Annotated in this window: 8 protein-coding genes; 5 read left to right on the top strand and 3 right to left on the bottom strand. The window is 55.1% G+C overall.

Annotated elements, in window-relative coordinates:
* Positions 1 to 140 precede the first annotated feature (140 nt).
* Positions 141 to 1,055, bottom strand: a complete 915-nt coding sequence (locus WKK33_RS01110) for a nucleotidyltransferase (RefSeq protein WP_215758932.1) — start codon at positions 1,053 to 1,055, stop codon at positions 141 to 143.
* A 35-nt stretch (positions 1,056 to 1,090) separates the two neighbouring features.
* On the bottom strand, positions 1,091 to 1,516 hold the full coding sequence (locus tag WKK33_RS01105) for a DUF3127 domain-containing protein (RefSeq protein ID WP_337569847.1): 426 nt from the start codon (positions 1,514 to 1,516) through the stop codon (positions 1,091 to 1,093).
* Positions 1,517 to 1,706: 190 nt separating this feature from the next.
* Here WKK33_RS01105 and dnaN point away from each other — a divergent pair, with 190 nt between their 5' ends.
* From dnaN to WKK33_RS01080, 5 genes are all read left to right on the top strand, one after another.
* The gene (dnaN, locus tag WKK33_RS01100; protein ID WP_337469145.1) at positions 1,707 to 2,831 is read left to right on the top strand and encodes a DNA polymerase III subunit beta; all 1,125 of its coding nucleotides are present in this window, start codon (positions 1,707 to 1,709) and stop codon (positions 2,829 to 2,831) included.
* A gap of 9 nt (positions 2,832 to 2,840) precedes the next feature.
* Positions 2,841 to 3,725, top strand: coding sequence for a 3'-5' exonuclease (locus WKK33_RS01095; RefSeq protein WP_337932097.1), 885 nt, complete (start codon positions 2,841 to 2,843; stop codon positions 3,723 to 3,725).
* Positions 3,726 to 3,746: 21 nt separating this feature from the next.
* The gene (locus WKK33_RS01090; RefSeq protein WP_337932096.1) at positions 3,747 to 4,646 is read left to right on the top strand and encodes a DUF4835 family protein; all 900 of its coding nucleotides are present in this window, start codon (positions 3,747 to 3,749) and stop codon (positions 4,644 to 4,646) included.
* Positions 4,647 to 4,712: 66 nt separating this feature from the next.
* Complete coding sequence (gene recN, locus WKK33_RS01085) at positions 4,713 to 6,371, top strand: DNA repair protein RecN (RefSeq protein ID WP_337932095.1); 1,659 nt, start codon at positions 4,713 to 4,715, stop codon at positions 6,369 to 6,371.
* A 93-nt stretch (positions 6,372 to 6,464) separates the two neighbouring features.
* Complete coding sequence (locus WKK33_RS01080; RefSeq protein ID WP_337932094.1) at positions 6,465 to 8,135, top strand: tetratricopeptide repeat protein; 1,671 nt, start codon at positions 6,465 to 6,467, stop codon at positions 8,133 to 8,135.
* Between the two features lie 155 nt (positions 8,136 to 8,290).
* On the opposite strand, the gene WKK33_RS01075 is transcribed toward WKK33_RS01080, so the two are convergent.
* Positions 8,291 to 11,137: an outer membrane beta-barrel protein gene (locus WKK33_RS01075; protein ID WP_337932093.1), complete on the bottom strand. Its 2,847-nt coding sequence runs from the start codon at positions 11,135 to 11,137 to the stop codon at positions 8,291 to 8,293.
* Positions 11,138 to 11,233: the final 96 nt, after the last annotated feature.

Here is an 11,233-nt window from a genome sequence, read left to right as displayed (position 1 = left end):
CGCGTCTGAGCGTAAATACTCACGTGTGTTATTTTTCACTCCAAATGTCGGATGAGCCAACAACAAATCCCGCCATGCCATCAAGAGGCAGGCGGGATCCGTTATGTGTTGGTACGCCTCAGCGAGGCGGAAACTGTCAATTAGAACAACTTGGCGGGATAAACACCCTCGTCGACGAGCTTCTGGATCTTCTCCACAACGCTGGGACGGTCGGCTGAATAGGTCACGCCGAACCACTTGCTGGTGGTGTCGAGCACCTCGCAAGTAGCCTTGCCAGAGTGGATGAGCTTGTCGACCACCCAAGGAATGAGGTACTCAGCCTTGATGTTGGCCTTGGTTGTGGGAGCATCCAAGAACTCCTTGAAGAACTTGTCGCTATACTCGAAGTAGTCGGGAGTGAAGCCCCAGACGTTCATGCTCACAGGGTTGTTGTCGGGGATGTTCACCCACTCGCCCTTCTCGTCCTTGTAGGCCACCTTGCCGTCCTCCTTGCGCTCGATCTCGGTGCGCTCCACACAGCTTGTGAGGTGCTCGTTCTCGTCCTTGGAGCACACACCACGCGAAACGGTACCGTTGTCGCTCAGCGTGTTGCTCACGCGGAAACCAACCATGGCGTACTTGCCATTGCTGTTCTCGGGCAGGTTAGCAAGGAACTTGCCAATGACCTGGAAGCAGTCGCGGTTGTAGAAGTCGTCGCAGTTGATGACGCAGAAAGGCTCGTGAATAGCGTCCTTGGCCATCATCACAGCGTGGTTGGTACCCCAAGGCTTTGTGCGGCCCTCGGGAACGGTATAGCCCTCGGGCAGCTTGTCGAGGCTCTGGAACACGAGCTCACAAGGAATCTTGCCCTCATACTTTGAGAGGATCTTATCGCGGAAGTCCTGCTCAAAATCCTTACGGATCACCCAGACGATCTTACCGAAACCAGCCTGAATGGCGTCGTAGATGCTGTAGTCCATAATTGTCTCGCCGTTGGGGCCCAGGCCGTCCAACTGCTTCAAACCACCGTAGCGGCTGCCCATGCCAGCTGCCAGAAGTAACAATGTAGGTTTCATATTCTTATTTTTTAATGAAAATGATAATCGGTTAATTAGAAAGGAAGGTCGTTCGACGCATCGCTACCTGCGCCAGCTGCAAACGGATCCTGCTGGGGAGCGGCGGCTGCGGGAGCCGATCCCAATGTGCTGGCAGCCTGTGTGGGCTGTGCGCCTGTGTTCACGGCGTTCGGGTCGATGTGGTCCACACGGAAAGCGCGGATATCATTGAAGTAACGATCCTGCCAAGCGCGGGCGTTGATATCGAGCCACACATGCACGGTGTCGCCCTGGTGGAGGTTGAACTGCTCCAGGCGGTCGGCGCCAAACACGTTGAAAAGGCAAGTGCGGGGGTATGCGTCACGGGTCTGGATAACAAAATCCTGCGACTTCCAGGGGTTTCCAGACGACTTCGATACACCTTCTCTGGGAGGATATTCCTTGATGATCACACCCTCCACTTCTATTCCTTGTAATGCCATTTTAGTGAAATTAATATGTAATTCTTATGTGTTTATGTTGCGAAATTACGCAATTTATCACTAAGGAGCAAACTTTCAACACACAAAATTCAAAAAAATAAAAAAAATGTCAGCGCCTTCTCCTATTCTCCTTTTTTATTTGTATCTTTGTGCATCAAAAGATACGAACCCAAAAAATACTATTAGATACATGAGATTTACGCTTTCCAGTACGGCTCTCAACGCCAAACTGCAGACCCTTTCGAAGGTCATCAGCAACAAGAACTCTCTGCCCATCCTTGAGAGTTTCCTTTTCGAGGTCAGCAATGGCCAAGTCTTCATCACCAGCTCCGACAGCGAGAATGTTATGAAGACGGCCCTTTCGCTGGACGAGTTCGACTCTGACGGCGCTTTCGCCGTGCCTTGCCGCACCATCCTCGACGCCATGAAGGAGCTGCCCGAGCAGCCCGTTACGTTCGAGGTGAACCTGCAGACCTACGAGGTCATCGTGGGCTATCAGGGCGGCGAATACCGCTTCACCGCGCAGAACGCCGAGGAATATCCCCGTACCGAGCAGCAGACCAACGACCTGAACGTGGTGACGGTCGACGCCAGCGTGCTGGTCGACAACATCAACCGCACCATGTTCGCCACCGACAACAATGAGATTCGCCCGGTGATGAACGGTATCTATTTCGACCTCACCCCCGACTACCTGGCTTTCGTGGCCAGCGACGGCCATAAGCTGGTGCGCTGCCGCTACTACGGCATCAAGAGCGAGACACCCGCCTCGTTCATCCTCCCCAAGAAGCCGGCCACGCTCCTGAAGAACGGCTTGAGCCGCGACGGTGGCGATGTGGTCATCAAGTTTAACAAGCAGGCTGCCGAGATCCACTTCGCCGACGGCGTGCTCACCTGCCGCCTCATCGAGGGCGTCTTCCCCAACTACAACGCTGCCATTCCCACCGACAACCCCAACCAGATCCATATCGACCGCAAGGCCCTCATCAGCGCCATCCGCCGCGTGCTGCCCTTCGCCAGCATGAGCAGTCAGCTGGTACGCTTCCGCCTCAGCGCAGGCATGCTCGAGCTGTCGTCGGAGGACATCGACTTCGCCACAAGCGCCAAGGAGCAGCTCATCTGCGACTACGGCGGGCAGAGCATGCAGATCGGATTCCGCGGCGACTTCCTGCTCGAAATTCTCAACGCCATGGAGACCGAGGACGTCACGGTAGAGCTGGGCGACCCCAGTCGCGCTGGCGTGGTGCTTCCCGGCACGCAGCCCGAGAACACCGATGTGCTGATGCTCATCATGCCTCTGCTGCTCAACGATTAATTTGATAGCATGAAACTCAATATCAATAAGCCCTTAGTCGTCTTCGACCTGGAGACGACGGGGCTCGATTTGGTTAACGATAGGATCATCCAGATATCCTACATCAAGGTAATGCCCAACGGCGAGGAGAAACGCGCAAGCATCTTCGTCAATCCCGGCAAGCCCATCCCCCCACTCGTGCAAGAGCTCACGGGCATCACCAATGAGCGTGTAAAGGGCGAAAAAACATTCAAGGAGATAGCCAAGGACCTGGAGAAGGAGTTCACAGGGTGCGACTTCGCGGGCTTCAACTCAAACCGTTTCGACGTGCCCATGCTCGCCGAGGAGTTTCTGCGGGCCGGAGTGGGCTTCGACTTCTCCAAGTGCCGCCTCATCGACGCGCAGACCATCTACCACAAGCGTGAGCCGCGCAACCTGGCCGCCGCCTACCGCTTCTACACGGGCCACAAGATGGACGACGACTTCCAGGCACACCGCGCCGACCAGGACGCGGAGGCCACCTACCGCGTGCTGATGGGCCAGCTCGACAAGTATGCGCCCGACCAGGTGGAGGATCCTGCGATGGCCCTGCCCAACGACATGGACGTGCTGGCCGAGGAGTCGAGGATGAACAACAACGTCGACTTTGCCGGGCGCATCGTGTGGCACGACATGGTTGACAAAGACGGCAAGCCCGTGCTCGACAAGGACGGAAAGCAACGCCGACAGGAGGTGTTCAACTTCGGCAAGTACAAGGGACGTGCGGTCAGCGAGGTGCTGCGCGAGGCTCCCAACTTCTACAATTGGATCATGGCCAATGACTTCCCGCAAAACACCAAACAGGTGCTCACGCAGATCCGCATGCGCGAATCGATGCTCAGCATGAACGCATCCGCCACACCCCACAAACAGTAGTAACACCCTAACATCATGCCTATGCGCCATTTACTCGTGTCGTTGCTCTGTCTCTTGGCCGTTCCTGCCGCTGCGCAGGAGCTCAACGCCAAGATCACCATCAACCACAATCAGATCCAAGGAACCGACGCCTCGGTGTTCGACAACCTCCAACAGACGTTGGAGCAGTTTGTCAACGAGCGCCAGTGGACCAACCTGCAGTTCCAAAAGAACGAACGCATAGACTGCAACTTCAACATCACGGTCACCAAGTATGACCAGGCGTCGGGGGTGTTCACATGCAAGGCGCTCATCCAAGCCAACCGTCCGGTGTATAACGCGTCGTACACCACGACCTTATATAATAATACCGACAACAACTTCAACTTCAAGTTTGCGCAGTTCGACCAGCTCGATTTCAACGAGGAGACCATCGACAACCAACTGACGGCGCTCTTCGCCTACTACGCCTTCCTGATCATTGGCATGGATCTCGACAGCTTCTCGCCCATGGGAGGCGAGGATGTGTTGCAGCGCTGCATGAACCTCACCAACAACGCGCAGAACATGGAGTTCACCGGATGGAAATCGTTCGACAACGACCGAAACCGCTTCGCCATCATCAACGACTATCTCGACGGTGGCATGCGACCCTTCCGCCAACTGCAATACGACTATTACCGCAAGGGCCTCGACGAAATGGCCAACAACGCGGAGCGTGGCAGAACGGAGATCTCCACGGCGATCGAGAACGACCTGAAGAAATGTCACGACGACAAGCCCATGAGCCGTCTGCCTCTCATCTGGACCGACTACAAACGCGATGAGCTGGCCTCCATCTATAAGGGAAAAGGCACACAGAAGGAAAAGGAAACCGTTTACGACATTCTCTTCTCCATCAACGCCTCGCAAAACAACGCGTGGGAGAAAATCAAACAATAGAACAGGCTCCATTCATAAGCGGGAGGGAACGAACCAAAACGCGTGGGAGCCAACTAAGCAAACAACATGCTCAAACAATTATACGTCAAGGACTTTACGCTCATCGATGAACTAAACATCGACTTCCACCCTGGCTTCTCCGTCATTACCGGCGAAACGGGTGCGGGAAAGAGCATCATCTTGGGCGCCCTCCATCTCTTGCTCGGACAAAGGGCCGACAGCAAGCAGATCAAGAACGGCTGCAAGAAGTGTGTGGTAGAGGCTCACTTTGACCTCTCACACTACGACATGGAGGATTTCTTCACACAAAACAACATCGACTATGATGCCGACGACTGCATCCTGCGGCGTGAGGTGAGCGCCAGCGGAAAAAGCCGCGCCTTCATCAACGACACGCCGGTGGGGCTCACGGCCTTGCGCGAACTGGGCGAGCAGTTGGTGGATATTCATAGCCAACACCAGAACCTGTTGTTGCAGAAGGAAGATTTCCAGCTCAATGTGGTGGACATTGTGGCGAAGGATGGCGCGTTGCTGAAGCAATGCCGACAGGCTTTCGACCGATACATGGACGCCAAGCATGAGTATGCGGCTTTCCAGGAGCGCTGCGAGAAGGCACGCGAGAACGAGGATTTCCTGCGGTTCCAGCATGCCGAACTCGACCGCGCGGCCCTTCAGGCGGGCGAGCAGGAGGAGTTGGAGCAACGCTCCAAACTGTTGAGCCATGCCGAGGGAATCAAGGGGGCACTCTATCAGGCGGCGGCCTCGCTAAGCGATGAGGAGGCCGGATGCCTCGGATCGGTCAGGGCGGCAGCCGACAGCCTGCGCGAGATCGAGGAGGTGTATCCCGACGTGGTGGAACTGGCGCAGCGACTCGACTCTGCGTTCATCGAACTGAAAGACATCGCACAGGATGTGGACAACCGCAAGGACAGCATCGACTACGACCCCACCGAGCTCGACCAGATCAACGAACGTCTCGACACGCTGTATTCCTTACAGCACAAATACCACGTTTCCACCATCGAGGAGCTGATAGCCACGCGCGACCAAATGGCCCAACAACTGGGCAACATCGATGGTGGCGACGAGCAATTGGCCCTGCTGAAGGAGCAGGTCGACAAGGCGTTTGCCTCTTATAAGCAGGTAGCCGACCAACTAACGCTGACCCGCCAAAAGGCGGCTGCGGTGGTGGAGGGCGAGATGAAGAAACGCTTGCAACCATTGGGCATTCCCAACGTGCGCTTCTCTATCTGTTTCCAAGAGCGCGAACCGTCGGCAACGGGTGTCGACAAGGTGGCGTTTCTCTTTAGCGCCAACACCAGCTCGCCCTTGCAACCCGTGTCGCAGGTGGCGTCGGGTGGTGAGATCGCGCGCGTCATGCTGTCGCTCAAGGCCATGATCAGCGGCACCGTCAAACTGCCTACCATCATCTTCGACGAGATCGACACGGGCGTAAGCGGTCGTGTGGCCGAGAAGATGGCGCAGATCATGGAGGAGATGGGCGACAACCACCGGCAGGTGATATCCATTACCCACCTACCCCAGATTGCGGCCATGGGTTCCACCCACTACAAGGTGAGCAAGGAAGAGACCGATCAAGGCACCATCAGCCGGATGGTAATGCTGACCAACGATGAGCGCGTGCGCGAGATAGCGCAGATGCTTAGCGGAAGCAACATCACCGAGGCGGCCATCGACAACGCCAAGGCCCTGCTCCGAAAGTGAACACTTGACGGGGGCAGCGCTACATGAGAACCATTGAACGGCCTCCAAAAACAATTTGATAATAACATCATTAAATATCGCAACAATCAACAGATGAAACATAGAGTATCAGTCATCGTTATGCTTTTGGCGCTCGCGGTGACCAGCGTTTGGGCACAACCCGCACCGGTCAAGAAGGCCGCGGCAAGCGTTTTCTCTCTCACCACCTTCGCCAAGGATGGCACCATCCTCGGTTCCACACATGGTGTCTTCACAGGAAAGGACGGCGAAGCCATGGCGATGTGGCAACCATTCGTCGGCGCCGACCATGCCGTAGCCATCGACGCAAAGGGCAACAAGCATGAGGTGGATGTCATGATGGGCATCTCCGAACTCTACGATGTGTGCCTATTCCGCGTCAAGGGCAACGTTCCGGGCGCATTGGAGCTGACCACCAGCGATGCAGCAGCCAACAACGTCTACACCGTTGGCTACGACCTCAAGAAGCCGGTCATCAAGAAGCTGACGCCTGTGCGTACGGAGAAATTCATGGAAACCAACAACTACTATGTGTTCAACGACAAGGATGTGTCGGGCAACGACCTCGGATGTCCGGTCGTCAACGAGCAAGGCCAGCTGTTGGGTATCATGCAGCGACCCGCAAACGGTGGCCAGGCGTTCGCCACCGACGCACGCATCATCAAGTCGTTTGTTGTCAGCGGCCTGTCGATCAACGACAAGACCTTCCGCGCAACAGGCATCCGCACGGCACTTCCCGCCGACCAGCAGCAGGCCGCGCTGACCCTGATGCTGGCCCGTCAGCAAGGCGACTCGCTCCGTCAGGTGCAGTATGTCAACGATTACATCGAGATGTTCCCCACCGCCACAGAGGGTTACACGGCCCTGGCCGAGATGCATATCGACCTGAAACAGTTGGCTGAGGCCGACAAAACGTTGCAGAAAGAGGTGAAGCAGGCGGCCAAGAAGGATGAGGCTTACTACGATTACGCCCGATTGGTGTACCAGTCGACCGTCTTCAAGATCGACACCACCTACACCGCGTGGAACCTACAAAAGGCCCTGGAGTTCTCTGAGCAAGCCTCGAAGGTCAACCCGCTGCCCATCTACAAGCACCAACAGGCACAGATTATCTACGCGCAGGGCGATTACCAAAAGGCGCTCGACATGTTCACCCAACTGCAAAAAACCGAACTGGGCAAGAATGGCGAGGTGTTCTACGAGGCCGCCCAATGCAAAACCAAACTGAAGGCGCCCCAGGAGGAGGTGATCCAACTGCTCGATTCGGCCGTTGCCGCGCAAGACGGCGCCATCTCGGCGCCTTACGTCTTGGCACGTGGCCGCCTATTGGACCTGGCTGGCGAGTCGCGCAAGGCATACATGGACTACCTGAAGTATGACACGCTCATGCACCTGAACGCCTCGGCCGACTTCTACTATATGCGCTACCAGTGTGGCGTGAAGATTCACCAGTACCAAATGGCTCTCAACGATATCGCCCACGCCATTGTGCTCAACCGCTTCGAACCCACCTATTACGCGGAGATGGCCAGCCTCCAAGTGCGCGTGAACCAGTTCGACAACGCCATCAAGACTTGCGACATCGCCATCCGTATGGCTCCCGAATACGCCGACCTATATATTATAAAAGGTGTGGCTGCCTGCGAGCTGGGCCAAAAGGAGGAGGGCTTAGCAGCCTTGAAGAAGGCCAAGGAGTTGGGCGACGAACGGGCCGACAAACTCATTGAGAAGTACGAAAAGAAATAACCCACAATCAGTCATCAGGCCGAAACAGGCAGGTTATCAAGAGGGTATAATGTATTTTCAACCATACTGAAGGGAGGCTATGGCACATTCGTCATAGCCTCCCTTCTGTTTCATAGGATCGTAGGGATCATCTTATGGTGGCTTGCCATCGAGCGCTATCGTCCCATTTGCACATTCGCTCCCCTTCTATCCTGTGCCTTGCCCTTACTGGCCTTGGCGTCAAACTTATAAGAGAAGGTGAGATTCAGATAATGGTGGATATAGTCGGATGCTGACTCCGAGCGTTGGAACGCCGTGTAGTCGTTGTCATACCAAATGTCCTTGTTGAATATGTCGTCGGCACGCAACATCAACCGCGCCTTGTTCTTCAGGAATCGAAACGACACATAGGCAGAAGAGATCAAGCGGTGGCCATTCATGGCTTGGGTTTGATAACCCGAACGGAACTCATCATTGACCTCCACGTTGAACTCAAACGGCGCAAGACTCAGTGTAGCGTCGATGCCCACCACGTTGAAGAGTGGATTGGAGTTGTAAGAGCCGTTGTTGTAGCGGTAGCGGCTCCACGCCAGTTGGTCGCTGAGCGCAAGGCGAACCTTCTCCACCTCATACGCCAACACGAAGTTCTCGTTGAGGCCAAACCGTTTCTGCTTGTTCAGTTCGGGAACGGCATTGCTGGCAGCGTCGACAAGCGTCAGGTAGCCATAAGCCGTCGAGTTGGTGAGACTAATCTTGTTCATCAGTCGGTAGTCGACGCCGAGACCTTGGTCGTAATCGAAGTTCACCGTCCACTGGTCGCCACCCTTCACGTTCATCGGCTTCGACTCATACACACCCGTCTGGCTATTGTAGCGGAAGAGCGTGCCCAACGGATTGATGTTCTTGGTATACTCAGCGCGCAGTCCCAACACAATCTGTTGGCGGAGCCACATGCGGTGATAACCCAACGCGGTGGTGTGTCTGTGGGTGTTGCCAAGATGTGCGTTACCCGTAGAGATCGACAGAGGGTCGACGGTGTTGCGGAAGGCGAAGGTCTGAGACAGCTCGGGCACCGTGGTGTTGTAAGAGAACGAGAAGTCCATGTTGCGCACACGACTGATCTTCCACTTCATGAAGATCGACGGCGTGTAGGCGTGGGTGGTGCGCACAGTGGCCGTGTCGAGGCGACCATACTGGTAGTCGGCATCCTCTCGGGTGACTGTCCAATCCAGGTTGGGCATGATCATGAGATCCTTGACAGGCGTAATGGTCGACTTCAAGGTGAACTCATTGGTCCACGTGCGATTGGTTGAGTTGAAACAGTTGTCGGCGTCGAGCGTGGTGGCCGTAAGACCCTCGGCCCCGCTCTGATCGGTGTCGGCAAAGAAGGCGCGATTCGAGTGGTAACGGTTGTAGGACAACTTGTCGGAAGCCTTGACATACACCTTCTTCGAAACCCAATATTCGATCATGGCAGAAAGCGACTGGGCGAAGTTGTGCGTCGAGTAATCGAAGAACTGCAACTGTGTCTCGTTGCGACCATCGCGGATATATTCGAGTTGGCGACGGGTGTGCGTCTGATTGTTGTCGCCAGAGACCTGGGTTCTTCCCTGCAACGCAAAACTACCTTTCTTACCACAAAAACGGCTCCATGTGTAGTTGAGGTTAAGACTGCGGTTCTGCTCATCAGAAGTGTTATAGTTGCGGTTGCGCGTCACCAGATGCTCATACAGGGCGTCGCCGGGCTTGGCTCCCATGGCTTCGGCCAACGAGTAGTACTGAAACTGGTCGGGCGAATAGCTGTAAGACGCCCCATCCTGCTTGCTCAAACCATGCGTCTTGCCGTAAGAGGCTCTGGCGTCTACCCTGATAACGTTCACCGAATCGGTATAGGCATAGAGGTTGGCCTGTAGCTTTGGCCATAGTTTGTGTTTGTAGCGGTATGTCTTCGAGAGCGAGAAGGTGCGGTCCTGGTTGGGGAAGAAGGTCTCCTTTGACGAACTGCTGTTTAGCCATCCATCGTAGTGTCCGAAGCTGGCGCCCAAGTCGACGTGGTTGTTGCTAAACTTCTCTGCGCCCTTCGTCACCCAGTTGTGCTGGTAGTTGTAACTGCCATATTGGCTTCTGCCATCGCCATCGATGTTCGAGTTGCTCGAGGAGGTCATCGTGCGGTCAATGTATCGGTTGATACTGTTGGCTTGAGCGTACACCACCTGCGGATCGTGGTCGCTAAGCTTGGACGCCGTCAGGTCAAACATGTACCTGTCGTTCGTTTGGTATTGGGCTTTCGCTTCGCCATACCACTTGTCCAAGAATCCGGGCTTCACCTGAATGTCGAGCACATGGTCCTCCTCGCCATCGTCTTTCCCCGTGTGGCGCGACAACTCCGACTTACGGTCGTAGAGCTTGAGCTTCTGAGCCACCTCGGCGGGCAACTCATTGATGATCTGGTCGCCACCAAAGAGGTCCTTGCCGTTCATCATCAGGCGAATGGGCTTATCGTTCCAATAGAGCTTGCCGTCGCGGTTCTGAACGCCAGGCAACTTCTTGATGAGCTCGTCGAGGCGCGCTCCGTCTTTCAGCTTGAACGCTTCGGGGTTGAACACAATGGTGTCGCCCGACATGGTGATACGCGGTATCTTCGCCGTCACTTCCACCTCACGCAGCATCAGCGCGGTGGGTTGCAACTTGATGGTTCCCAGGTCGATGGTGTCTTTCACATCTTCGCCATAGGAATAGTCTACCTTACGAAAGTTCTTATATCCTATCATGCTGAAGGTGAAGAGAATGCGGCCTTCCCATCCGTTGCCAATAACAAAGCAGCCCGTGCTGTCGGCTTCTGCGTTGTTTTGCATCGACCATCCCGGCTGGGGATTGACCTCACTGAAGATGCTGGCGCCCACCAGCGGCTCGCCTGTCTCAGCGCTCACCACCTTGCCCTTAAACCAATCGGCATGGCAAGAAAGCGTGTGGACAAAGCACAGCGCCAAAAGCATGAGTAGATTCTTTAGTACATGTTTCATTGTTTGTAATGTGTGATTACTAGTGATGCGATATTAATCGCTTAATACTAGTGATGCGATATTAATCGCTTAACTATAGTTATATATTTGATATTT

Source organism: Hallella sp. (genome assembly GCF_037460745.1).
In the GTDB taxonomy this organism is placed as follows: domain Bacteria; phylum Bacteroidota; class Bacteroidia; order Bacteroidales; family Bacteroidaceae; genus Prevotella; species Prevotella faecis.
The sequence above is the reverse complement of the archived record's forward strand: the minus strand, read 5'-3'. Positions and strand labels throughout refer to the sequence as shown.